Annotated in this window: 26 protein-coding genes; 13 read left to right on the forward strand and 13 right to left on the reverse strand. The window is 55.6% G+C overall.

All coding sequences use genetic code 11. The features are described 5' to 3' along the window. Window positions 1-9: 9 nt before the first annotated feature. The 5 genes from livF to livK are packed head-to-tail and all read right to left on the reverse strand — an operon-like array spanning window position 10 to window position 4,868. A complete protein-coding gene (gene livF, locus PGQ95_RS15805) occupies window positions 10-723 on the reverse strand; it encodes a high-affinity branched-chain amino acid ABC transporter ATP-binding protein LivF (protein WP_086538103.1) in 714 nt (237 codons plus the stop codon). Window positions 724-740: 17 nt separating this feature from the next. Then, complete coding sequence (livG, locus tag PGQ95_RS15810) at window positions 741-1,508, reverse strand: high-affinity branched-chain amino acid ABC transporter ATP-binding protein LivG (RefSeq protein WP_015369325.1); 768 nt, start codon at window positions 1,506-1,508, stop codon at window positions 741-743. Beyond that, complete coding sequence (livM, locus tag PGQ95_RS15815; RefSeq protein WP_015369324.1) at window positions 1,505-2,782, reverse strand: branched chain amino acid ABC transporter permease LivM; 1,278 nt, start codon at window positions 2,780-2,782, stop codon at window positions 1,505-1,507. The genes livG and livM overlap by 4 nt, the downstream gene beginning before the upstream one ends. Beyond that, a complete protein-coding gene (gene livH / locus PGQ95_RS15820) occupies window positions 2,779-3,705 on the reverse strand; it encodes a high-affinity branched-chain amino acid ABC transporter permease LivH (protein WP_015369323.1) in 927 nt (308 codons plus the stop codon). The genes livM and livH overlap by 4 nt, the downstream gene beginning before the upstream one ends. Window positions 3,706-3,758: 53 nt before the next feature. Further along, complete coding sequence (gene livK, locus PGQ95_RS15825; protein WP_087859044.1) at window positions 3,759-4,868, reverse strand: high-affinity branched-chain amino acid ABC transporter substrate-binding protein LivK; 1,110 nt, start codon at window positions 4,866-4,868, stop codon at window positions 3,759-3,761. 422 nt (window positions 4,869-5,290) lie between these two features. Here livK and panM point away from each other — a divergent pair, with 422 nt between their 5' ends. Beyond that, a complete protein-coding gene (gene panM, locus PGQ95_RS15830) occupies window positions 5,291-5,674 on the forward strand; it encodes an aspartate 1-decarboxylase autocleavage activator PanM (protein ID WP_045375774.1) in 384 nt (127 codons plus the stop codon). 206 nt (window positions 5,675-5,880) lie between these two features. On the opposite strand, the gene livJ is transcribed toward panM, so the two are convergent. From livJ to ftsY, 5 genes are all read right to left on the reverse strand, one after another. Further along, a complete protein-coding gene (gene livJ, locus PGQ95_RS15835; RefSeq protein ID WP_015369319.1) occupies window positions 5,881-6,984 on the reverse strand; it encodes a branched chain amino acid ABC transporter substrate-binding protein LivJ in 1,104 nt (367 codons plus the stop codon). A gap of 324 nt (window positions 6,985-7,308) precedes the next feature. Beyond that, window positions 7,309-8,163, reverse strand: coding sequence for an RNA polymerase sigma factor RpoH (gene rpoH / locus PGQ95_RS15840; protein WP_002920815.1), 855 nt, complete (start codon window positions 8,161-8,163; stop codon window positions 7,309-7,311). A 255-nt stretch (window positions 8,164-8,418) separates the two neighbouring features. Further along, on the reverse strand, window positions 8,419-9,474 hold the full coding sequence (gene ftsX, locus PGQ95_RS15845; protein ID WP_015369318.1) for a permease-like cell division protein FtsX: 1,056 nt from the start codon (window positions 9,472-9,474) through the stop codon (window positions 8,419-8,421). After that, window positions 9,467-10,135 carry a cell division ATP-binding protein FtsE gene (gene ftsE, locus PGQ95_RS15850; RefSeq protein ID WP_015369317.1) on the reverse strand — a complete coding sequence of 223 codons (669 nt, stop codon included), beginning with the start codon at window positions 10,133-10,135 and terminating at the stop codon, window positions 9,467-9,469. The genes ftsX and ftsE overlap by 8 nt, the downstream gene beginning before the upstream one ends. A gap of 2 nt (window positions 10,136-10,137) precedes the next feature. After that, window positions 10,138-11,688: a signal recognition particle-docking protein FtsY gene (ftsY, locus tag PGQ95_RS15855; RefSeq protein ID WP_308957689.1), complete on the reverse strand. Its 1,551-nt coding sequence runs from the start codon at window positions 11,686-11,688 to the stop codon at window positions 10,138-10,140. Between the two features lie 193 nt (window positions 11,689-11,881). Between ftsY and rsmD the strand changes: the two genes are divergently transcribed. Then, window positions 11,882-12,478, forward strand: coding sequence for a 16S rRNA (guanine(966)-N(2))-methyltransferase (rsmD, locus tag PGQ95_RS15860; RefSeq protein WP_015703709.1), 597 nt, complete (start codon window positions 11,882-11,884; stop codon window positions 12,476-12,478). Beyond that, window positions 12,468-12,746 (forward strand): DUF1145 family protein, encoded by a 279-nt coding sequence (locus PGQ95_RS15865; protein ID WP_015369314.1) that lies wholly within the window; start codon window positions 12,468-12,470, stop codon window positions 12,744-12,746. The genes rsmD and PGQ95_RS15865 overlap by 11 nt, the downstream gene beginning before the upstream one ends. Window positions 12,747-12,761: 15 nt before the next feature. On the opposite strand, the gene PGQ95_RS15870 is transcribed toward PGQ95_RS15865, so the two are convergent. Further along, the gene (locus tag PGQ95_RS15870; protein ID WP_162750185.1) at window positions 12,762-13,121 is read right to left on the reverse strand and encodes a DUF2500 domain-containing protein; all 360 of its coding nucleotides are present in this window, start codon (window positions 13,119-13,121) and stop codon (window positions 12,762-12,764) included. A gap of 141 nt (window positions 13,122-13,262) precedes the next feature. Between PGQ95_RS15870 and PGQ95_RS15875 the strand changes: the two genes are divergently transcribed. Continuing rightward, window positions 13,263-13,889 carry a lysoplasmalogenase gene (locus PGQ95_RS15875; RefSeq protein ID WP_015369312.1) on the forward strand — a complete coding sequence of 209 codons (627 nt, stop codon included), beginning with the start codon at window positions 13,263-13,265 and terminating at the stop codon, window positions 13,887-13,889. A gap of 78 nt (window positions 13,890-13,967) precedes the next feature. Then, entirely contained in the window at window positions 13,968-16,175 is a 2,208-nt protein-coding gene (gene zntA, locus PGQ95_RS15880) for a Zn(II)/Cd(II)/Pb(II) translocating P-type ATPase ZntA (RefSeq protein ID WP_430918671.1), read from the forward strand. Window positions 16,176-16,265: 90 nt separating this feature from the next. On the opposite strand, the gene tusA is transcribed toward zntA, so the two are convergent. Then, on the reverse strand, window positions 16,266-16,511 hold the full coding sequence (gene tusA, locus PGQ95_RS15885; protein WP_015703711.1) for a sulfurtransferase TusA: 246 nt from the start codon (window positions 16,509-16,511) through the stop codon (window positions 16,266-16,268). Between the two features lie 207 nt (window positions 16,512-16,718). On the opposite strand from tusA, the gene PGQ95_RS15890 reads away from it, so the two are divergent. Together PGQ95_RS15890 and PGQ95_RS15895 are read left to right on the forward strand one after the other, a co-directional pair. Next, complete coding sequence (locus PGQ95_RS15890) at window positions 16,719-17,384, forward strand: 7-cyano-7-deazaguanine/7-aminomethyl-7-deazaguanine transporter (RefSeq protein ID WP_213317318.1); 666 nt, start codon at window positions 16,719-16,721, stop codon at window positions 17,382-17,384. 73 nt (window positions 17,385-17,457) lie between these two features. Further along, the gene (locus PGQ95_RS15895) at window positions 17,458-18,015 is read left to right on the forward strand and encodes a DcrB family lipoprotein (RefSeq protein WP_045397026.1); all 558 of its coding nucleotides are present in this window, start codon (window positions 17,458-17,460) and stop codon (window positions 18,013-18,015) included. Window positions 18,016-18,017: 2 nt separating this feature from the next. Here PGQ95_RS15895 and PGQ95_RS15900 read toward each other — a convergent pair whose 3' ends face one another. Beyond that, the gene (locus PGQ95_RS15900) at window positions 18,018-19,238 is read right to left on the reverse strand and encodes an MFS transporter (protein WP_430918674.1); all 1,221 of its coding nucleotides are present in this window, start codon (window positions 19,236-19,238) and stop codon (window positions 18,018-18,020) included. Window positions 19,239-19,619: 381 nt separating this feature from the next. Here PGQ95_RS15900 and PGQ95_RS15905 point away from each other — a divergent pair, with 381 nt between their 5' ends. The 6 genes from PGQ95_RS15905 to PGQ95_RS15930 all read left to right on the forward strand — a co-directional run bounded on the left by PGQ95_RS15905 (window position 19,620) and on the right by PGQ95_RS15930 (window position 23,195). Then, window positions 19,620-20,015, forward strand: a complete 396-nt coding sequence (locus tag PGQ95_RS15905) for a hypothetical protein (RefSeq protein WP_113373969.1) — start codon at window positions 19,620-19,622, stop codon at window positions 20,013-20,015. A gap of 62 nt (window positions 20,016-20,077) precedes the next feature. Then, complete coding sequence (locus PGQ95_RS15910; RefSeq protein ID WP_123273284.1) at window positions 20,078-21,139, forward strand: methyltransferase; 1,062 nt, start codon at window positions 20,078-20,080, stop codon at window positions 21,137-21,139. Window positions 21,140-21,159: 20 nt separating this feature from the next. After that, entirely contained in the window at window positions 21,160-21,882 is a 723-nt protein-coding gene (locus tag PGQ95_RS15915) for a beta-ketoacyl synthase chain length factor (protein ID WP_430918676.1), read from the forward strand. After that, complete coding sequence (locus PGQ95_RS15920; protein WP_430918678.1) at window positions 21,879-22,694, forward strand: lysophospholipid acyltransferase family protein; 816 nt, start codon at window positions 21,879-21,881, stop codon at window positions 22,692-22,694. The genes PGQ95_RS15915 and PGQ95_RS15920 overlap by 4 nt, the downstream gene beginning before the upstream one ends. Continuing rightward, window positions 22,675-22,932, forward strand: coding sequence for a phosphopantetheine-binding protein (locus tag PGQ95_RS15925; protein ID WP_045397051.1), 258 nt, complete (start codon window positions 22,675-22,677; stop codon window positions 22,930-22,932). Before PGQ95_RS15920 ends, PGQ95_RS15925 begins: the two co-directional genes overlap by 20 nt. Before the next feature lie 11 nt (window positions 22,933-22,943). Continuing rightward, complete coding sequence (locus PGQ95_RS15930; protein ID WP_047047899.1) at window positions 22,944-23,195, forward strand: acyl carrier protein; 252 nt, start codon at window positions 22,944-22,946, stop codon at window positions 23,193-23,195.

Consider the following 23,195-nt stretch of genomic DNA (forward strand, 5'->3'; position numbering starts at 1 on the left):
TACGATGAACTAACCGCCGAGATAGGCGCTGCGCACCGCCTCGTTGGCCAACAGCGCGTCGCCGGTATCCTCAAGCACCACGTGACCGTTTTCCAGTACGTAGCCGCGATCGGCGAGCTTCAGCGCCTGGTTGGCGTTTTGCTCCACCAGGAAGATAGTCATCCCCTGCTCACGCAGCTGCTCGATGGTGTCGAAAATCTGCTGAATGATAATCGGCGCCAGCCCTAATGAGGGCTCATCAAGCAGCAGCAGGCGCGGCTGGCTCATCAGAGCGCGACCGATCGCCAGCATCTGCTGCTCGCCGCCGGACATGGTGCCGGCGCGCTGAATACGGCGTTCATGCAGACGCGGGAACAGCTCATACACCCATTTGATGCGGGTATGAAACTGGTCGCGGTCGGCAAAAAAACCGCCCATCGCCAGGTTCTCTTCTACCGTCATGCGCGAAAAGACGCGCCGCCCTTCCGGCACGATCGCCACCGCTTCACGCATGATTTTCGCCGTCTGCCAGTCGGTAATATCCTTACCGTCAAAGACAATGCGCCCGCTGGAGGCCCGCGGATCGCCGCACAGCGTACCGAGCAGGGTAGTTTTCCCCGCACCGTTGGCGCCGATAAGCGTGACGATCTCACCTTGTTTGATATGCAGGCTGACGTTGTGCAGCGCCTGGATCTTGCCGTAGTGGGCGCTGACATTGTCAAAAGTTAACATCGCTTTTTCCATCTTATGCGTCACCACCATTATGCTTCACCTAAATAGGCGCGGATCACGTCCGGGTTATTACGAATCTCTTCCGGCGTCCCGTTGGCCAGCGGCGTCCCCTGGTTCACGACGTAGATGCGATCGGAAATGCCCATCACCAGCTTCATATCATGTTCGATAAGCAGGATGGTGGTGTTGTGATGGCTACGCAACTCGGCGATAAGCTCATCCAGCTCTTTGGTCTCTTTCGGGTTAAGCCCCGCCGCCGGTTCGTCGAGCATCAGGATCTCCGGCTGCGTCACCATACAGCGGGCAATCTCCAGCCGGCGCTGGTCGCCGTAAGCCAGATTGCTGGCCTGACGGTTGGCGTGCTCCAGCAGGCCGATACGCTCAAGCCAGGTGGCGGCCCGATCCAGCGCTTCGCTCTGCGCGCGACGGAAGGCCGGCGTTTTCAGCAGGCCGGAGAAGACGCCGGTTTTCAGCTGTTGATGCTGCGCCACCAGCAGATTTTCAATTACCGTCATTTCGCGGAACAGACGCACGTGCTGGAAGGTTCGTACCACCCCCATCCGCGCAATCTGCTGCCCCGGCAGCCCTTCCAGATGCTGGTCGCGCAGCATAATAGTGCCGCCGGTAGGTTTATAGAAACCGGTCAGGCAGTTAAAAACGGTGGTTTTTCCCGCGCCGTTTGGGCCAATTAAGGAAACGATTTCCTGCGGACGTAGCTCAAGGGAGACGTTATTGACCGCCAGCAGGCCGCCAAAACGCATCATCAGGCCATTCACGGATAATATTGGCTGACTCATGCCTGCTCTCCTTTCGCCTGACCGTTTTTCAGCTTCAGCTGCGGACGCGTCATCGGCAGCAGCCCCTGCGGACGCCAGATCATCATCAGCACCATCAACCCACCGAGCATTAACATGCTGTATTCGTTGAAATCACGCATCAGCTCGCGCGATACCACCAGCAGAATAGCCGCCAGGATCACTGCAAACTGTGAGCCCATCCCACCCAGCACGACGATCGCCAGCACAAAGGCCGACTCGGCGAAGGTAAAGGATTCGGGGCTCACGAAGCCCTGGCGCGCGGCGAACAGCGTGCCGGCGAAGCCGGCAAACGCGGCGCTGATAGTAAAGGCGGTCAGCTTGATGCGCGTCGGGCTCAGGCCCAGCGAACGGCAGGCGATTTCATCTTCACGCAGCGCTTCCCACGCCCGCCCGAGCGGCATCCGCAGCAGACGGTTAATAACGAACAGGCTGAGCACCACCAGCAACAACGCCACCAGGTAGAGGAAAATCACCCGGTCGCTGGGATCGTACTTCAGGCCAAAGAAGTTGCTGAAGGTATCCCAGCCGCCTTCGCGGGCGGTACGGCTAAATTCAAGACCAAAGAAGGTCGGTTTCGGGATCTGGCTGATACCGTTCGGCCCGCCGGTGATCTCGGTATTGTTGAGCAGCAGAATGCGCACGATCTCGCCAAAGCCTAAGGTCACAATCGCCAGGTAGTCGCCGCGCAGACGCAGCACCGGGAAGCCAAGCAGGAAGCCAGCCGCCGCGGAGACCAGGCCGGCCAGCGGCAGGCAGGTCCAGAAACCGAGACCGTAATAGTGGTTAAGCAGCGCAAAGGTATAGGCGCCGATGGCGTAAAACCCGCCGTAGCCCAATACCAGCAGGCCGGAAAGCCCAACCACCACGTTCAACCCGAGACCAAGGATGATATAAATCATCGTCAGGGTGGCGATATCCACCGTGCCGCGCGACACCATAAACGGCCAGGCCACGGCAATGACCAGCAGGGCTATCAGGAACAGCTTCTGCTTGACCGTCGACCCGTCAATCGCCGGCATAATAAATTTCGGCCCGGAGACGTTCTTAACCGCTTTCTGGAACAGCGGGCGCAGCAGCTGGAAGAAAAAGACCACCGCGGTGCCGATAAAGATCCACTGCCAACGAATATCGGCGGCGGTATCGACCACCAGTTTGGTGCCATTCAGTTCCAGCTGCACGCCCATAAAGACGCCCGCCAGAACAAAGAACATCGCGGCGGAAAGCAGCGCCATCGCAATTTGCATCGGTTTCATACTTTTTCTACCTCCGGGCGGCCCAGAATGCCGGTCGGCATTACTAACAGCACCAGAATCAGCAGCGCGAAGGAGACGACGTCCTTATATTCGGTGCTGAGATAGGCAGAAGAGAGCGCCTCGGCGATACCCAGAATCAGGCCGCCGATCATCGCGCCAGGGATACTGCCGATACCGCCGAGCACGGCGGCGGTAAAGGCCTTCATCCCGGCCATAAAGCCGATGTAGGGGTTAATAACGCCGTAGAACTGCCCCAGCAGAACGCCTGCGACCGCCGCCATCGCCGCGCCAATGACGAAGGTCAGCGCAATAACGCGGTCGGTATTGATGCCCAGCAGGCTCGCCATTTTCAGATCTTCCGCACAGGCGCGACAGGCGCGGCCCATTCGCGAATAGCGAATAAACAACGTCAGCGCCAACATGGCGATAAAGGTAACGACCCAGATGACCAGCTGCATGGTGGTGATAGTGGCGGAGAAATTATCGCTGTGGCCGACAATCCACTGGCCGTTAAAGAGACTCGGCAGCGCAACATCGCGCGAGCCTTCGGTCAGGCTGACGAAGTTCTGCAGGAATATCGACATCCCGATGGCGGAAATCAGCGCAATCAGTCGCTTGGAGCTGCGTACAGGCCGATAGGCTACACGCTCGATACTCCAACCGTAGGCGCTGGCAATAATGATAGCGCCGATAAAGCCTGCGGCGACCAGCAGCCAGCCGGTATCGATCCCCAGCATCATTAGGGCGGCGATAATCATGAACGAGACGTAGCTGCCGATCATGTAGACCTCGCCGTGGGCGAAGTTAATCATGCCGATAATGCCGTAAACCATCGTATAGCCGATGGCGATCAGCGCATAGGTACTGCCCAGCGTGACGCCATTAAACATTTGCTGCAGAAAATAGAGAAACTGCTCGGACATAAGGTAACCTTTTTCATGCCGCCCGCGCGGTGCGGGCGGTGGGATAACGCGTCTTACTTAGCGACGGTGGATGAACCATCCGCGTGCCACTGGAAGACACCAAATTCAAATCCCTTCAGATCGCCTTTTTCATCCCAATTCAGCGGCCCAATCACGGTCTTCGCGCCGTGAGCTTTCAAATCTTTAATTAAATCCAGCGGCTGCTGGCTGCCGGTTCTGTCCATCGCTTGCGCCAGCGACTGAACGGCGGCATAGGTGATCCAGACGTACGGGCCGCTCGGATCTTTTTTATCCGCTTTCAGCGCATCAACAATAGCGCTGTTGGCCGGATCCTGGTCATAGCGTTTTGGCATCGTCACCAGCATACCTTCCGCCGCCGCGCCGGCGATGTTGGACAGCGAGGCGTTACCGACGCCTTCCGGCCCCATAAACTGCGTTTTCAGGCCGACGGAGCGCGCCTGGCGCAGCATCTGCCCCATTTCCGGGTAGTAGCCGCCGTAGTAGACAAAGTCGATATTCTCTTTCTTCAGGCGCGCCAGCAGCGCGGAGAAGTCTTTCTCGCCGGCGGTGATGCCATCAAAGAAGACGATATTGGCGCCAGCTTTCTTCAGGTTGTCCTGCACGGAACGCGCCAGCCCTTCGCCGTACTGCTGCTTGTCATGAATAATCGCAATACGCTGCGGCTTCACGTGTTCGAGGATATATTTCGCGGCGGTCGGCCCCTGGGAAGAGTCAAGACCTGCGGTACGCATGATGTACTGGTAGCCACGCTGGGTCAGTTCCGGATTGGTCGCCCCAGGGGAGATCATCAGGATGCCTTCATCTTCATAGATATCCGAAGCCGGCTGGGTGGAGGAGGAACAGAGGTGGCCAATAACGTACTGAATGCCGTCATTGACGATTTTGTTAGCGACCGCGACCGCTTGTTTCGGATCGCAGGCGTCGTCATATTCGACGCCAATCAGTTTGTCGCCTTTAATGCCGCCGCTGGCGTTAATGTCTTTAATCGCCTGGCGCGCGCCGTTGAATTCCATATCGCCCCACTGGGCAACCGGGCCAGACATCGCGCCGACGACGGCGACTTTAATATCCTTTGCCATCGCCGCGTGGGAAATCGCTAATGCAACGACTCCCGCGACGATCGTTTTCGCGTTCCTTTTCATGCTTCAGAACCCCGTTCGTGATGTGATGTAAATGTTTTGTATTTTTATGGTTAAAAAGCATTCTGTGCTTTTATTAAACAACGCCATTTTTACCATGAAGTTTAATGGTTTAGCGCAGTTTTTTACCTGAATTATGATTAAAATCTCTATTTTTCAGGTGATTAAGAAAAGATAATATTCTGGTTTTAGGCGAAGATAAACAAAAAAAAGTCCAGTTCACAGCATAAAATAACGGCATATAAGGCGGAATAAAACGCTACATATCAGGTTAAAATTCTGCTTATTTTTCGATCCATGATGTATTGCGCTACCCCCGTGCAACCAGGAAAACGAATCCCCTGATGAATGAGTGCAAAACAGCGCCCCGCCAAACAAGAAATTTGAGTACACTGTCGCATCTGTTTTGACTGGAACTGCCGCGTATGAAGCTCACTATTATCCGTTTACAGCACTTCAGCGATCAGGATCGCATTGATTTAGGCAAAATCTGGCCGTCGCAGGACCCTGCGGCGCTGACGCTGGATGAAAACCATCGTATTTACGCCGCCCGCTTTAACGAACGCCTGCTCGGCGCCGTACGCGTTACCCTGCGCGGCGTCGAAGGCGAGCTCAGCGATCTGTGCGTGCGTGAAGTCACCCGCCGCCGCGGCGTTGGGCAATATTTAGTGGAAGAGACGTTAAGCGATAACCCGAATATCAATAGCTGGCGCGTTGCCGATAGTGGGGTGGAAGACCGCGGCGTGATGGCGGCATTTATGCAGGCGCTCGGTTTCAGCGCCCAGCAGAATGGTTGGGAGAAGCATTAAGCCGTAGCCCCGGTAAGCGCAGCGCAACCGGGGTTAAGGGCCGCAGACAACGCATCTGCGGCGTGAAAGGCGCCCTCACATTTAACCCAGCATTTCGCGTTGCAGCAAGGCGTCAAGACCCGAAATCCCCGGGAGCTTACATCAGTAAGTGACCGGGGTTGAGGGCCGCAGACAACGCATCTGCGGCGTGAAAGGCGCAGGTTAAATTATTTGGCGTCGGTCGCTGTACCGTTAGCATGCCAGGTAAACACGCCGAACTCGAATCCTTTCAGGTCGCCTTTCTCATCCCACGACAGCGGCCCCATGACGGTATCCACCTTCGCCCCTTTCAGGTATTTCGCGATTTCCGCCGGATCTTCAGACTGATTTAACCCCGCCTGCAGCGACTGCAGCGCCGCATAGGTGGTCCACACGAAGGCGCCGCTCGGATCCTGCTTCTTCGCTTTGATGGCATCCACAATCGGTTTGTTCGCCGGAACCTGATCGTAGTTCTTCGGTTTGGTGACCAGCAGGCCTTCTGCCGACTCGCCGGCGATGTTTGACAGGGAAACGTTAGCCACGCCTTCCGGGCCCATAAACTGGGTTTTCAGGCCGGCTGCGCGCGCCTGGCGCAGGATCTGTCCCATTTCCGGGTGATAACCGCCGTAGTAGACGAAGTCGATATTTTCTTTCTTCAGACGCGCCACCAGGGTAGAGAAATCTTTCTCACCGGCGGTGATACCGTCAAAGAACACCACGTTGGCGCCGCCTTTCTTCAGGTTTTCCTGGACTGAGCGCGCCAGCCCTTCGCCATATTGCTGTTTGTCATGAACAACAGCGATGCGCTGCGGCTTCACCGTGCCGAGAATATATTTCGCCGCCGTCGGGCCCTGATCGGAGTCGAGACCGGTGGTGCGCAGAATCAGCTTATAGCCGCGCGCCGTCAGCTCCGGTGCGGTTGCCGCAGGGGTAATCATCAGGATGCCTTCGTCTTCATAGATGTCAGATGCCGGCTGGGTGGATGATGAACACAGGTGACCGATAACGTATTTAATGCCGTCATTCACCACTTTGTTCGCGACCGCCACCGCTTGTTTCGGGTCGCAGGCATCGTCATATTTTACGATCTGCAATTTATTGCCTTTGATGCCGCCCTTAGCGTTGATATCGGCTACCGCCTGCTCCGCGCCGGTAAATTCCTGGTCGCCATACTGGGCAACCGGGCCGGACATCGCTCCCACGACGGCAATTTTAATGTCTTCCGCCAGCGCGGAACCGCTCATAATTAAAGCAATACATCCTGCCAGTAACGCTTTACCCTTCATATTCATCCTGAGGCTCCCCATTATTATGGTTTTTGCATTTGTTGTGATGTTGTTTGTTAGCGCATTATTCTGATTTTTAGTCCATACCAAGAATAGTATGACTGTATTTGGGTCTGCCGCCTGCGCTTTTGCAGCACACTATGCCAAAACATACCCCATTTTTCAGAATTTGAAACAACAATTTGCAGGAGATGTAAAAGTTATGTGACTGAAGCTAAACGTCGCGGCAATTCGCGCCGGGAGAGAAAACGGGTGTGACGGGGATATAAAACAAAAAGCCCCCGCTGAAACAGCAGAGGCTCAATTTACTACGGCGTTAAAAGACGAAGATTAGGCTTCGATAGCGGCGCGTAGTTTTTTCATCGCGTTCTTTTCCAACTGACGAACACGTTCAGCCGAGACGCCATAACGATCCGCCAGCTCCTGCAGCGTGGACTTGTTGTCCTCGTCCAGCCAGCGAGCGCGGATGATGTCCTGGCTACGCTCGTCCAGGCCTTGCATCGCGTCAGTCAGTTTATTAGCAGCCTGCTCTTCCCAGTTATCGTCTTCGATGCCGTCGGCAAAGTTAGACGTTTTGTCCTGCAGATAGAGCACCGGTGCCATCGGCTGGCTATCGGATTCGTCATCGGACGACATATCAAAGGTCATGTCCTGCGCTGCCATACGTGATTCCATCTCACGCACGTCTTTGCTCGACACACCCAGCTCGCGGGCAACCATTTCCACTTCGTCCTGGTTAAACCAGCCCAGACGCTGCTTGGTTTTACGCAGGTTGAAGAACAGCTTACGCTGCGCTTTGGTGGTTGCGACTTTAACGATACGCCAGTTACGCAGCACGTATTCGTGGATTTCCGCTTTAATCCAGTGCACGGCGAAGGAAACCAGTCGCACACCCACTTCCGGGTTGAAACGACGTACGGCTTTCATCAGACCGATGTTACCTTCCTGAATCAGGTCCGCCTGCGGCAGGCCATAGCCCGAGTAGTTACGAGCAATATGAACAACAAAGCGCAGGTGAGACAGAATCAGCTTTTTCGCTGCTTCCAGATCGCCCTGGTAATGCAGCTTTTCAGCAAGCTCCCGCTCTTCATCAGCCGATAACATCGGCCAAGTGTTGGCTGCCCGGATGTACGATTCCAGGTTACCAACGGGGGCTAAAGCTAAAGTTTGCATTTCTTTGGTCATTCAAATCCTCTCAATCGATAGTGTCTGACATGATCTTGTCCCCATCAGGCAACAAACATGCCAGCATTTATGAGCAACGAGAATATCACCCACAGTAGTATCAGACAGTGATTTTATCCACAAGTTCCATGCAACGTTGTGAGTAAATTACGCACAAAATGTGACATGGAGATGAAAGATTAGGGAAGAGGCGAACAGGGACTCTTTCCCTGCAGAGAGATATTCAGTGCAGGGAAAGATTATACCAGAAAATTTTTAGTCGGGGGTAAAGTGACGTAAATGTTGCACCGTCGCCAGCCAGGCTGCGACCCAGCCAATCATCGAGCAGACGATTAGCATCAGCAGGCACTCATCGAAGCCTAAGCCGCTGAGTTCAAATTTAGTACCAAACACTTTCGCCACTTCGGTTACCGCCGAAGAGAGGCGCATCACCAGAATCTCCGACAGGATCAGCGACAAAAACGCCCCGGCGAAGCCCAGCAGCGCGCCACCGTAAAGGAACGGACGCAGGATGAAACCATCGGTAGCGCCGATCAGCTTCTGGACGTTAATCGTGTCGCGACGAGCGAAGATGCTCAGACGTACGCTGTTGCCAATCACCAGGAATACCGCGGCGATCATCAGCACGCCGATCATCGCCGACACCCGGCCGACCAGCCCGGTCAGCGACGCCAGGCGCGCAAACCAGCTATCGTCCATGCGCACTTCGTCGACACCCTGAATACGGGAGACGCGATCGCGCAGGGTGTTAAGCGAATCGGTATTCTGGAAATCGAGCTTCGGCACCACAATCGCCACCGCCGGCAGCGGGTTCTCTTCCAGCATATCCAGCGCGCCGCCAAACCCGGACCAGTTACGGAACTCGCCCAGCGCCTCATCTCGCGACAGGTAATTTACTTTCTCAACGCCCTGCTCCGCCTGCAGCTGGCCAACCACCCGCGCCGCCGCATCGTCATCCAGCGTTTTTTCCAGATAGACGGTGATCTGCGGCGACGGATAATACTGCGACGCCGCGCTGTTAACGTTTTTGTAGACCATATAGCAGACGCTCGGCAGCGTCAGCGAAATGGCGATCACCATGATGGTGAGGAAGGTCGCCAGCGGCGTGCTTTTTAAATCCTGTAACGCGCCGTGCCAGGCGTAGCGCACCTGCTCGTTAAAGACGTTACTCTTCCGCGATGCCGGGTTCGGCGCCGCTTTTGGCCTTTTTGGCGCATTACGCCCGCCGTTGCCGCCGCCGGTGGCGTTACGGAGACGATCGAACTTGCTGCCGAACTGGCGAATCTGGTTCACTGCGTCGCGCTTATTCACCCCGATGGCCTCCATGCATATGACCGTCGCTCAGCGTCAGGACGCGGTACGGACGGCTGGAAATAAGCCCCAGGTCGTGCGTCGCCATCAGTACCGTTACACCTACGCGGTTAAACTCTTCAAACAGACGTAAAATCCCTTCCGAGAGCGCCTCATCGAGGTTACCGGTCGGTTCATCCGCCAGCAGCACCGCCGGCTTGTTGACCACCGCGCGGGCAATGCCCACGCGCTGTTGCTCACCACCGGAGAGTTGGATGGGGAAATTTTTCGCTTTGTCCAGCAGCCCGACTTTATCCAGCGCTGCGGATACGCGGCGGCGAATATCATCGCCGCTGGCGCCGGCGATAATCAGCGGGATCGCCACATTATCGAACACGGTGCGATCCATCAGCAGGTGGTGGTCCTGGAAAATCATGCCGATTTGGCGGCGCAGGAACGGCACCTCGCGGCTCTTCAGGCGGCTGATATCATGGCCGCTGAACAGAATTTTCCCGGCGCTCGGCCGTTCGATACCACAGATAAGCTTCAGCAGGGTACTTTTCCCCGCGCCGGAATGGCCGGTCAGGAACGCCATCTCGCCCTGCTGCAGGTGGAATGTCACCCCCTGCAGCGCTTGTCTCCCACCGAGATAGGCTTTGCTGACTTGTTCAAAGCGAATCATTCTTAATCCTCTCGGGCAAAAAGTGCCTCAATAAAGTCGCCCGCATTAAACGGACGCAGATCTTCAATACGTTCGCCGACGCCAATATAGCGAATCGGAATACTGAACTGGTCAGCCACAGAGAAGATAACCCCGCCCTTCGCGGTTCCGTCAAGCTTAGTCAACGTAATGCCGGTCAGCCCCACCGCTTCGTGGAACAGTTTGGCCTGGCTAATCGCGTTCTGCCCGGTGCTGGCGTCGATGGTTAGCATAACTTCATGCGGCGCGTCGACGTCCAGTTTCTTCATTACGCGGACAATCTTCTTCAGTTCTTCCATCAGGTGCGATTTATTCTGCAGACGACCCGCGGTATCGGCAATCAGCACATCAATATTGCGCGCTTTCGCCGCCTGAATGGCGTCAAAAATAACCGAGGCTGAATCAGCGCCGGTATGCTGGGCAATCACCGGGATCTCGTTACGCTGGCCCCAAACCTGCAGCTGTTCCACCGCCGCCGCGCGGAAAGTATCCCCCGCCGCCAGCATCACCGATTTACCCTGCTGCTCGAACTGACGCGCCAGCTTACCGATCGTAGTGGTTTTACCCACGCCGTTAACGCCGACCATCAGAATAACAAATGGCGTTTTCCCTTCAACATTCAGCGGTTCCTCAACTTTCGTCAGGATCTCGCTCATCTCTTCTTTCAGCAGACCGTATAACGCCTCGGCATCTCGCAGCTGCTTACGGCTGGCCCCCTCGGTAAGATTGGTAATAATCTTACGCGTGGTTTCCACCCCAACGTCGGCAATCAGCAGCTGTTCTTCCAGCTCTTCAAACAGATCGTCGTCGATTTTTTTACCGCGGAACAGGCTGATAAATCCGGAACCCAGATTCTGTTTGGTTTTTACCAGGCTGCGTTTTAAGCGGGCGAAGAAACCTTCTTTGGTCGGTTTTTCCTGCTCCTGCTGCGGCGCTTCCTGAGTTTCCGCGTCTTCTTCCGCCAGCTCTTCCGGCGCCTCTTCGACGTCTTGCGCCGCCAGCGCCTGCGCTTCAAGCTCTTCATCGCTTAATTCGGCTTCAGACTCTTCCGGGAGGACCTCATCTTCGATGACTTCAGGCTCCGCGACGATAACCTCTTCCGGCGTCTGTTCAGCGACCGCTTCGGCGATAACCGGCTCGGCAATCACCTCTTCAACCAGCGGTTCAGCGACTTTTTCTTCTACCGCAGGAACAACCGGCGCTTCTTCAAAAGCGGTCTCTGGGACAGAAATTTCTTCCGCCACTGGCGATTCAGCCACGTTTTCTTGCGAAACGGCTTCGGTCGCCACCGGATGCGGCAGTTCGCTCTCAACAACTTGTTCGGTAACTTCTACGACCTCGGCAGCAAAGGCCTCCGGGTCTTCTTTTACCGTTTCCGCCGCGGGTACGGTTTCCGCAGGCGTTTCCGCCGCCGGAGTCTGTTCCGCAACCTCTTGTTGTTCTTCTACTTTTTGTTCTGTTTCGCTTTCCTGAGCCTGTTCTTTTTGCCCAAAGCCCAGCCAGGAAAAGAAGCCACGTTTTTTCTCTTTTGCCATTTGCGACCACACTCCTCGCTGTTTATTCATGGCGCAGCTTCGATACAACCGATTCAGAAGCTGAAAAAATGATGAAATTAGTTGGATAGTCTATCACTTAACTTAACTCGCATCACCGCCCCCGGATTAAGGTTTCGTCAATGGTCTTCGATCGTTAGAATAGCAGGCTGGAAGTTGAGACTTGAGCAAAGAGATGAAGAAACCAAATCACGCAGGCAGCGGCCAGATCCGCATTATCGGCGGACAGTGGCGGGGCCGTAAATTACCGGTGCCGGAGAGCCCGGGTCTGCGCCCGACCACCGACCGGGTTCGGGAAACGCTTTTTAACTGGCTGGCGCCGTCGATGGTCGACGCCCACTGCCTTGACTGCTTCGCCGGCAGCGGCGCGCTGGGGCTGGAAGCGCTATCACGCTATGCCGCCAGCACCACGCTACTGGAAATGGAGCGCGGCGTCGCGCAGCAGCTACAAAAAAATCTCGCGACGCTGAAAGCCAGCAACGGCAAGGTGGTCAACACCAACACGCTGGCGTTTCTCAGCCAGCCGGGCACGCCGCACCACATTGTCTTCGTCGATCCCCCCTTCCGCAAAGGGCTGCTGGAAGAAACGCTCAGCCTGCTGGAAAAAAACCACTGGCTCGCTGATGAAGCGCTGATTTATGTCGAGAGCGAAGTAGAAAACGGACTACCGCCGGTTCCGGCAAACTGGCAACTGTATCGCGAAAAAGTCGCCGGACAGGTCGCCTACCGCCTGTATCAACGCGAGGCACAAGGAGAAAACCATGCTGATTAATTTAGGCCGCCTGCTGATGCTATGCGTTTGGGCGTTTTTGCTGTTGAATCTGTTTCAACCTTTCCCAAAACCGCTGAATATCTTCGTTAACGTGGCGCTGATTTTTATGATTCTGATGCATGGCCTGCAGCTGACGCTGTTGAAAGCGACGCAGACGAAAGACGCGCCGCCGCTGAGCCGTTTTGAGCAAATTCGTATTTTCATCTTCGGCGTATTTGAACTGGTGGCCTGGCAGAAAAAGCTAAAGGCCACGCTGAAGAAAAAGTAACGGTTAATCCAGGGCTCAGTTATCGGCAACAAAGTCGACGAATCTTGAGCCCTTATAGCTCAACATTCCCCGGTCGCCGACGCTCAGCGCGTGATATTGCGGCGCATCAAGGCGGAACACCACTTCCAGTCCGCCATTTTCCGGGCGGAAGCTCGCTTCATAACGCATCTCGCTGCCGGCTGGCGTCACCGTCTGCTGGCGCGAACGGCGATCGTTAATCACCTTTTCCCGCTTATTGCTGACCACCACCCGCTTCTGCAACAGCGGCGCGGCGTCGTTATCCATTTTTTCCCGGCGCTGCTGCACATAGCGAAACGAGGCCGCCACCACAATCACCGCGACCACCAGCACAAAAAATAGCGGAACTTTACTCATTTGCGTACCCATAAGAATTATCAGGAATAAGGATAACGCGCATTGAATAACGTTGTCATCTTCTGGCCCAAACCACTACACTGAGATCCAGTACCGTAAGCGCAATCGCTTATTTAATGATAACAGATACAGGGACTTACTATGCTTTGGTCGTTTATTGCTGTCTGTTTCTCCGCATGGCTATACGTCGATGCGTCCTATCGTGGGCCGGCCTGGCAGCGCTGGGTCTTTAAACCGGTCACCCTGCTTCTGTTGCTGCTGTTAGCCTGGCAGGCGCCGATGTTCAACGCCATTAGCTACCTGGTGCTGGCGGGCCTGTGCGCTTCGCTGCTCGGCGATGCCTTAACCCTGCTGCCGCGCCAGCGGGTGATGTACGCGGTCGGCGCATTCTTCCTCTCTCATCTGCTGTATACGATCTGGTTCGCCAGCCAGATGACGCTATCGTTCTTCTGGCCGCTGCCGCTGGTCTTGTTGGTTCTCGGCGCGCTGCTGCTGGCAATTATCTGGACGCGCCTGGAAGAGATGCGCATGCCGGTGCTGACCTTTATCGGTATGACCCTGGTGATGGTGTGGCTGGCGGGTGAACTGTGGTTCGTGCGGCCGACCGATACTGCGCTTTCCGGCTTCCTTGGCGCCGCTTCGCTGCTGTTGGGTAACGCCGTCTGGTTGATTAGCCACTATCGCCGTCGTTTCCGCGCCGATAACGCCATTTCCGCGGCCTTCTACTTTGCCGGGCACTTCCTGATCGTTCGCGCGCTGTATCTGTAATTTACTGCTTGACTCTGGAGTCGACTCCAGAGTGTATCCTGCGGGTAATGAGAAAATTATCATTACCCGGAGGGTGCCATGTCGACACCAGAATCTCAGGACAAAAAAGTCCCCCAGTTCTCGTCATTCAAATTTACCCCGGCGACAGAGCCCGCTGAAAGCTGCTGTGCCGATCGCGCCTGCGCCGGGGAAACCGCCGCCGCTGAGCACCCGCTCAACGGCGCCCGCTATAGCTGGCAGGTAGACGGCATGGACTGCGCGGCCTGCGCCCGCAAGGTGGAAACCGCCGTGCGCCAAATCGACGGCGTCAGCCAGGTGCAGGTGCTGTTCGCCACCGAGAAGCTGCTGGTCAACGCCGAAAGCGATATCCGTTCGCAGGTCGAAAACGCGGTACGCGCCGCGGGTTATACCCTGCGCGATGCTGACGCGCCGCAGGAAGAGAAACCGCAACGTTCATGGCTGCAGGAAAACCTGGCGTTATTGAGTCTGGTAGTGATGATGGCGCTCAGCTGGGGGCTCGAACAGTTTAACCACCCGTTCGGCAAGCTGGCGTTTGTCGCCACTACCCTCGTCGGCCTGTGGCCGGTTGCCCGCCAGGCGTTGCGGTTGATTAAAAGCGGCAGCTGGTTTGCCATTGAAACGCTGATGAGCGTTGCCGCTATCGGCGCGCTGTTTATCGGTGCCACCGCCGAAGCGGCAATGGTTCTGCTGCTGTTTCTGATCGGCGAACGGCTTGAAGGCTGGGCCGCCAGCCGCGCGCGCCAGGGCGTGAGCGCCCTGATGGCGCTCAAACCTGATACCGCCGTTCGCCTGCGCAACGGCGAGCGTGAGACCGTCGCCCAACGTGACCTTCGCCCCGGCGATGTGATTGAGGTCGCCGCCGGCGGGCGTCTGCCGGCCGATGGCGAGCTGCTATCACCGTTTGCCAGCTTCGATGAAAGCGCATTGACCGGCGAATCGGTACCGGTGGAACGTAAAGCCGGCGAGCGCGTAGCGGCGGGCGCCACCAGCGTCGATCGGCTGGTGCAGTTGACCGTTATCTCCGAACCGGGAGATAGCGCCATTGACCGGATCCTCAAACTGATTGAAGAAGCCGAGGAGCGCCGGGCGCCGATTGAACGCTTCATCGATCGCTTCAGCCGGATCTACACCCCGGCCATTATGGTGGTCGCCCTGCTGGTTGCCATCGTACCGCCGCTGTTCTTCGCCAGCGCCTGGCTGCCGTGGATCTATAAAGGCTTAACGCTGCTGTTAATCGGCTGCCCTTGCGCATTGGTCATCTCCACCCCGGCGGCGATTACCTCCGGTCTGGCGGTCGCCGCACGGCGCGGGGCGCTGATTAAAGGCGGTGCGGCGCTGGAACAATTGGGCCAGGTGCGCCAGGTGGCGTTCGATAAAACCGGTACTCTGACCATCGGCCAACCGCAGGTCACCCGCGTTATCGCCGCCGCCGACGTTGATGAAAACGGCCTGCTGGCACTGGCGGCAGCGGTTGAACAAGGCTCCAGCCACCCGCTGGCGCAGGCTATCGTACGCGAAGCGCAGCAGCGTAAGCTGACTATTCCCGTTGCGCACAACCAGCGGGCGCTGGCCGGTTCCGGGATAGAGGCCGAGGTCAACGGCAGCCGCATCTTAATCTGCGCGGCCAGTAAGGCCGCACCTGCTGAACATGAGGCGCAGATCCAGCAACTGGAGAGCGCCGGACAGACGGTGGTGCTGGTGCTGCGCGATGATACCCTGCTCGGCATTCTGGCGCTGCGCGATACCCTGCGCGACGATGCGCGTCAGGCGGTGGATGAGCTGCATCAATTGGGCGTACAGGGGGTGATTCTCACCGGGGATAACCCGCGCGCTGCGGCGGCTATCGCCAATGAACTGGGTCTGGAGTTCCGCGCCGGATTGCTGCCGGCAGACAAAGTGCAAGCGGTGATGGCGCTTAACGCCAACGCGCCGCTGGCAATGGTCGGCGACGGCATCAACGATGCCCCGGCGATGAAAGCGGCGACCATCGGTATTGCAATGGGCAGCGGCACCGATGTAGCGCTGGAGACCGCCGACGCGGCGCTGACTCATAATCGCCTCACCGGCCTGGCGCAGATGATTTCGCTCGCGCGCGCCACCCATGCCAATATTCGCCAGAATATCGCCATCGCTTTAGGGTTAAAGGGGATTTTTCTCGTCACGACCCTTCTCGGCCTGACCGGGTTGTGGCTGGCGGTGCTGGCGGATACCGGCGCGACGGTGCTGGTAACGGCTAACGCTCTGCGGTTATTGCGTAAAAAGTAATGTTGAAGCGATATTCCCTGCTTGCGCAGCACGGTTCCAGATCGTTGGGTAGCCCGGATAAGGCGCAACGCGCCGCTATCCGGGATGGGTTCAGTGGCTTTTACGGATCAGATAGCGGTACGGCAGGGCTTCGGTTTCCTGCGCCACCAGTTCATGTTCCATAAAGAGGCAAAAACCGGGGATATCGCGGGTCGTCGCCGGGTCGTCGGCAATGATCAGCAGGGTCTCGCCCACCGGCATGGTACGCACGGTTTTACGCACCATCATCACCGGCTCCGGGCAGCGGAGCCCAAGGGCGTCCAGCGTATGGTCAGGACTGGAGAAAAGTTCGCTCATTTTTATCTCACTTCAACAAAACGGCCCTAGTTTACCCCCACTTCGCCAGTACGCAAGCCAGGTTAACGTTTGCGCGAAAAACAACCATTGCATTACGCTCTCAACGCAGTATCATGCAGCCGTTTTTAATTGGGTTCCCTCACCCCAACGTTCCGCTCCCGATTCCTTCATTGATATGAAGCATGACGGGCATAAAAAGGTCACAATATGAATCCCTTTACTACCGTACAGCGTAAGAAAGCGCTCGTCTGGCTTTCGCTATTTCATCTGCTGGTGATCACCTCCAGCAACTATCTGGTCCAGCTGCCGATCTCCATTTTTGGTTTCCATACCACCTGGGGCGCGTTCAGTTTTCCCTTTATTTTTCTCGCCACCGATCTGACGGTGCGCATTTTTGGCGCCCCGCTGGCGCGACGCATCATCTTCGCGGTGATGATCCCGGCGCTGATTATTTCCTATGGCATTTCGGCGCTGTTTTATATGGGCGAGTGGCAGGGCTTTGCCGCGCTGGGCACCTTTAATCTGTTCGTCGCCCGTATCGCCGCCGCCAGTTTTATGGCCTATGCGCTGGGGCAAATTCTCGACGTCCACGTCTTCAACCGCCTGCGTCAGAATCGTCGCTGGTGGCTGGCGCCGACGGCGTCGACCCTGTTCGGTAACGTCAGCGATACCCTGGCCTTCTTCTTCATCGCCTTCTGGCGCAGCCCGGATCCGTTTATGGCCGCCCACTGGGGGGAAATCGCCATCGTCGACTACTGCTTCAAAGTACTTATCAGCATCGTCTTCTTCTTGCCGATGTACGGCGTGCTGTTGAATATGCTGTTGAAAAGACTGGCGGATAAATCTGATTTGTCGGCATTGCAGCCAGGTTAAAGGTACTCGCTAACGGTTGTGATAAGATAACCGGATGAGCCGTTAATGGCCGTTTATCGAAAGGAAGATGTCAATGCGCAATTTGGTTAAATATGTCGGTATTGGCCTGCTGGTTATGGGGCTTGCGGCCTGTGATAACAGCGATTCAAAAGCGCCGACCGTCGGGGCAGCAGCAGAGAGCAACACCAGCGGCCAGGCGATTAGCCTGCTGGATGGTAAACTGAGCTTCACTCTGCCGGCAGGTATGGCCGACCAGAGCGGTAAGCTCGGCACCCAGGCCAACAATATGCACGTCTATTCCGACGCCACCGGCCAGAAAGCGGTGATTGTGATCGTCGGCGACAGCACTAATGAAGATCTGGCGGTGCTGTCCAAACGTCTGGAAGATCAGCAGCGCAGCCGCGACCCGCAGCTGCAGGTCGTGTCTAACAAATCGATTGAGATCAAAGGCCACACCTTACAGCAACTGGACAGCATTATTTCCGCCAAAGGGCAGACCGCATGGTCCTCCGTGCTGCTCGGTAAAGTCGATGACAAACTGCTGACCCTGCAGGTCACTCTGCCAGCGGACAACCAGCAACAGGCGCAGACCGAAGCAGAAAGCATCGTCAACACGCTGGTCATTAACTAATTTTATTGCCCTGATGCAGCGGCCTCCGGTTCAACTACCGGGGGCCGTTTTTTTAACCGCCAGCCCATCAGTAGCGCCGCCATCACCAGCCCTGCCGCCGCCAGATAAATCGTTGGTATCCCGGTCCACGCCATCAAAAGACCGGCCAACGGCCCGGTCACTCCCAACGACAAATCCATAAATACGGTATAGGTCGCCAGCGCCGAGCCCTGATTGTGCTGCGGTACTGCTTTTACTGCGACTACGCCGAGCGCAGGGAAAACCAGAGAGAACCCCGCGCCGGTGAGGAAAGTCCCGACTTTCGCCATCAGCGGCGTCAGTGCAAAGCCCACCAGCAGCAGACCAATAACCTCCACGCTAAAACAGAGCATTGCCACGTTCAGGCCGCCGAGGCGGTTAATACCGTTGGGAAAAAGCAGCCGCGTGCCGACAAACGCGCAGCTGAACAGCGTTAACGCAAAGGCCGCGCCGTCCCAGCCTTTTGCGTCATAAAACAGAGTTATAAAGGTCGCGATCACCCCGAAGCCGGCAGAAGCCAACGCCAGCGCCATGCCGTAAGGCCAAACCCGGCCGAGCACCGCGCGAAATGACATCGCTTTACCTTTCGTCGCTTTCACCGCCGTTCGCGGTAGCGCGCAGAGGATAGCCACCAAAGCGACCGCCATAATGACCATCGCCAGGCCGCCGAGGCCAATATATGAATAGCACAGCACGCCCAGCGGCGCGCCCATCGCCATCGCGCCGTAGGTCACAATGCCGTTCCACGAAATCACCCGCCCGATATGCAGCGAGCCGACAACGCCTACACCCCATAGCGTCGAGCCCGTGCCGGCGAAGCTCTGGCCAATGCCGAGGATCGCTCGTCCCAGACATAACAGCAGCAGACTCAGCAACGGCCAGCCGCTACTCCAGGCCGCCAGCAGATAGCTCAAACCACTCAGGAAACAGCCGCAAAGGCCGAAAACGACAATCTTTTTCGGTCCAAGCAGATCGGCGTAGCGCCCGGCGTGCGGTCGGCTCAACAGCGTGGCGAAATACTGCAGACTAATCACCAGCCCGGCCCAGAAGGCGCTAAACCCCATCACATCGTGAACGTAGCCTGGCAGAACCGCCAACGGCAGGCCGATAGTGAGATAGCTGGCAAAGTTAAAAATTACGACGGAGACAATCCGCAGATTGAGGCGCAGTCCACTGAGCGCCGGTTCGGCGACGGGTTCAGGCATTAGGTTCCACCAAATTGATATGACACGCTTCACTATTACCACGACGTGTACAGAAAAGCAGCCCTTAGCCGCAATATTACCCTGGCAATAAATCAACGGCGATTGGCGATTTAAAATGCGTAAAATTAAGACATAACTTACCGATTATATTCATTGATTAAGCGGAGTTAATTTACTTATACTTCACCCCGCAGCATACCTGCGCCGTCGCTTTATCCGAAAATCAGCATTCCTATAACATTAGGATATTTATTTGTCACATTTTTAAAGTAAAACAAATTAAATAAACAACCTGAATAAAAACACGACATCACGACGATATTATTATTTTTGACATTGACCTAAGTATTTTCTCAACAAATATATCGATAGGGAGTATTCATGAAAAAGGTTATTCATTGGATTGTTGCCGCCACGGTTGTCGGCGCGCTGGCGGGTTGCGCGCGCACTGCGCCGATTGAACAGGTCCAGACTACGGTTAGCGCGGGTCATACCGAAGCTCAGGTCAAGAATGCTATTCTCCAGGCGGGTATTCAACGTGAATGGATTATGTCCGATGCAGGTCCTGGCGTTATCAAAGGGCATTTGCAAAACCGAGCCCACTCCGCGGATATTAAAATTAACTACTCAGCAACAAGCTATTCTATTAATTACGTGAGCAGCCTTAATCTAATGGCTTCCGGCGGAAAGATTCATAGAAACTATAATCGCTGGGTGCACAATCTCGATAAAGATATTCAGGTTACCCTCGCCGCTAATACGGCGTTGCAGAAGTAACTCCTCAACGGGCCAGTATTGGCCCGTTCCCCTCTCATTGATTGAAAAAGGTTGTGCCGAACGTGTACCAACAGGACTCTCTTAGCGCACTGGATGCTATCACGGAAGCGCAACGCATCGCTTTCGCCCCTATGCTCTTTCAAACCGCGTTATGTCTGCGTAACTCAGGCATCCTGGATTATCTCGATCGGCAAGGTAAACGCGGCGCGACCCTTGAAGCAATTAGCGAAAATTGTGAGGGAAATGAATATGCTGTAGGCGTTTTGCTGGATATGGGATTAAGCGGGCGTATTGTTACCTATAAAGAAGAACGCTATTACCTCGCTAAAGTGGGACATTTCTTACTCCATGATACGATGACCCGTGTAAATATGGATTTTACTCAGGACGTTTGTTATCAGGGATTATTCTTTCTGGAAAATGCGTTACAGGAAGGTAAACCATCTGGTTTAAAAGTTTTTGGTGAGTGGCCAACGATTTACCCGGCATTATCGCAACTTCCGCAAGCGGCGCGTAAAAGCTGGTTTGCTTTCGATCATTACTATTCCGACGGTGCCTTTAGCGCCGCGCTGCCACATGTATTCGCCAGCCGGCCCGCAACCCTGTACGATGTCGGCGGAAATACCGGTAAGTGGGCGCTACGCTGCTGCCAGTATGATGAAAATATCGCGATTACGTTATTAGATTTGCCACAACAAATTGCGCTGGCCCGCGAAAATATAGAAAATGCGGGCCTTACCCACCGCATTGACTGTCATGCTGTGGATATGCTGAGTGACGCCCCCTTACCAGGAGAGGCGGATATCTGGTGGATGAGCCAGTTCCTTGACTGCTTTTCCCCGGAACAAATTATCACGCTACTCAGTAACGTCGCGCAGGTCATGAAACCCGGCGCGCGCCTGTGTATTCTGGAGCTGTTCTGGGATGCGCAAAAGTTTGAAGCAGCATCATTTAGTCTGAATGCGTCTTCGCTCTACTTTACCTGTATGGCCAACGGCAACAGTCGTTTCTACAGCGTAGAGAAGTTTTATCGCTATCTGGAAATGGCGGGTTTCCGGGTAGAACAACGTCACGATAATTTGGGCGTTGGACATACCTTGTTGATATGTCAGAAAAATAATTGATTTTTCGCGGACGCGTGTAGATGACATTTTCATTTAACATAGTTGATTGGCAGGCCTTCGCGCCTGGAGTCAGTGGCACCGAGCAGTGGCAACGGTGGTCACAGCATTTGCACGCCATCGATCCAGCCGCAGCGCCGGCCAAACTTAGCGAATTACCGATGATGACCGCCCGCCGACTTAGCTCCGGCAGCAGGCTAGCCGTGGAGTGTGGGCTGGCGATGCTGCGCCGCCATGCGATCGATGCTGTGCTCTATACCAGCCGTCACGGTGAACTAGAGCGTAACTATCGGATCCTCCACGCCCTGGCGATGGAGCAGGCGGTCTCGCCTACCGATTTCGCCTTGTCGGTACATAATTCCGCCGTCGGTAATTTGACGATTGCGGCGAAAAAGCCCATTGCGTCGTCATCCCTTTCTGCCGGTCGCGATACTTTCCAGCAGGGTTTATATGAAGTGATGGCTCTACTACAGGCGGGCTATCAGCGCATCTTGATGGTTGATTTCGATGGTTTTCTGCCGGAGTTTTATCACTCGCAGCTACCACCAACGATGCCAACCTGGCCCTACGCGGTGGCGTGGGTCATTGAAGCGGGAAGCGAATGGCAGTGTAAAGCACAACGCCATGATGCAGTCGAAGAGATTGCGCTGCCGCAAAGCCTGTTGTTTTTACAGTATTATTTGCAAAATGCGCGCGCATTCACGCTGCCAGGAGAACGCGTGCAGTGGCAATGGAGCCGTTCATGAACGCGCTTCTGTGTCGGCTCAATCGGCTCTGGCGCGCGGCAATGACCGGTGTTTGTTTCGCGCTGTTTGGCCTTGGCGGGCTGCTGCTCTCTGTCGTCTGGTTCAATCTATTGCTGGTCCTGGTGCGCGATAGGGCCCGACGCCGCCGTATAGCACGGCGCAGTATTTCGCTCAGTTTCCGCTGTTTTCTCGGCGTGGTAAAAGGCGTCGGCGTACTCGATTACCAGATCAAAGGACGCGATATTTTACATCAGGAGCGCGGTTGCCTGGTGGTCGCTAATCATCCCAGCCTTATCGACTACGTGATGCTGGCCTCGGTGATGCCGGAGACCGACTGTCTGGTGAAAAGCGCGTTGCTGAAAAACCCATTTGTCAGCGGCGTGATCCGCGCGGCAGATTATTTAATTAACGATCGGGCCGATGCCCTGCTCCCGGCCAGCCGGCAGCGCTTACAGCAGGGCGATACTATTTTGATTTTCCCGGAAGGAACCCGAACGGTGCCGGGGGAAAAAATGCAGCTGCAGCGCGGCGCGGCCAATATCGCCGTGCGCTGCGGCAGCGACTTGCGCGTCGTCATCATCCGTTGTACCGAGCATATGCTGGGTAAACAGAGCAAATGGTACGACGCGCCGCGAACGAAGCCGTTATTTACCGTCGAAGTCGGAGAACGGCTGCGGATAGACCAGTTTTACGAGGCAAATAAACAAGAACCGGCGCTGGCCGCACGGCAGTTAAACCGGCATATTTTGCTTAAATTAGAATCAGGCACTACACCTGAAACAGGAATTAATGATGCAAGCGCTTTATCTTGAAATTAAGAATCTGATAATCAGTACATTGAACCTGGACGAGTTGTCCGCAGATGATATCGACACCGACGCCGCGCTGTTTGGCGATGGCCTGGGTCTGGACTCCATCGATGCGCTGGAGCTGGGGCTGGCGGTGAAAAATCAGTATGGCGTGGTGCTGTCGGCTGAAAGCGAAGAGATGCGCCAGCACTTCTTCTCCGTCGCCACGCTGGCATCATTTATTCAAGCGCAGCGTGCCTGAGGAGAACCGTCATGACCGAACAACAAGCCATTTACGAAGAAGTCTCCTCGCTGCTGGTGAAGGTATTTGAAATCGATCCGCAGGATATTAAACCTGAGGCCCGCCTGTACGAAGATCTCGAACTGGACAGCATCGACGCCATCGACATGATCGTCCATCTGCAAAAGAAAATCGGTAAGAAAATCAAGCCAGAAGAGTTTAAAACCGTACGCACCGTGCAGGATGTCGTCGATGCGGTAGAACACTTACTGAAAGAAGCGTAA

It is taken from the genome of Klebsiella sp. 141240, from assembly GCF_050600805.1.
Taxonomy (GTDB): Bacteria; Pseudomonadota; Gammaproteobacteria; order Enterobacterales; family Enterobacteriaceae; genus Klebsiella; species Klebsiella aerogenes.